Annotated in this window: 1 protein-coding gene; it reads right to left on the bottom strand. The window is 65.3% G+C overall.

What is annotated here, in order from left to right:
* On the bottom strand, positions 1 to 326 hold a 326-nt coding region (locus tag WNE31_RS18475; RefSeq protein WP_349981401.1), incomplete at both ends, for an acyl-CoA dehydrogenase family protein.

Below are 326 nucleotides of genomic sequence, written 5' to 3'. Positions count from 1 at the left end.
AGCCCGGTCTGTGCGCGGCCCAGGATGAGGGCGTGCACGTCGTGGGTGCCTTCGTAGGTGTTCACGGTCTCGAGGTTGACCATGTGGCGGATCACATGGAAATCGAGACTGATGCCGTTGCCGCCATGCATGTCGCGGGCGTGGCGCGCGATTTCCAGCGCCTTGCCGCAGTTGTTGCGCTTAATGATCGACACCATCTCGGGTGCGGCCTCGGCCTCGTCCATCAGGCGCCCCACGCGCAGCGCCGCCTGCAACCCCAGCGCGATCTCGGTCTGCATGTTCGCAAGCTTCAGCTGGAACAGCTGCGTCTGCGCCAGCGGCTTGCC

The organism is Shimia fortis (assembly GCF_040225985.1).
GTDB lineage: Bacteria > Pseudomonadota > Alphaproteobacteria > Rhodobacterales > Rhodobacteraceae > Shimia.
The sequence above is the reverse complement of the archived record's forward strand: the minus strand, read 5'-3'. Positions and strand labels throughout refer to the sequence as shown.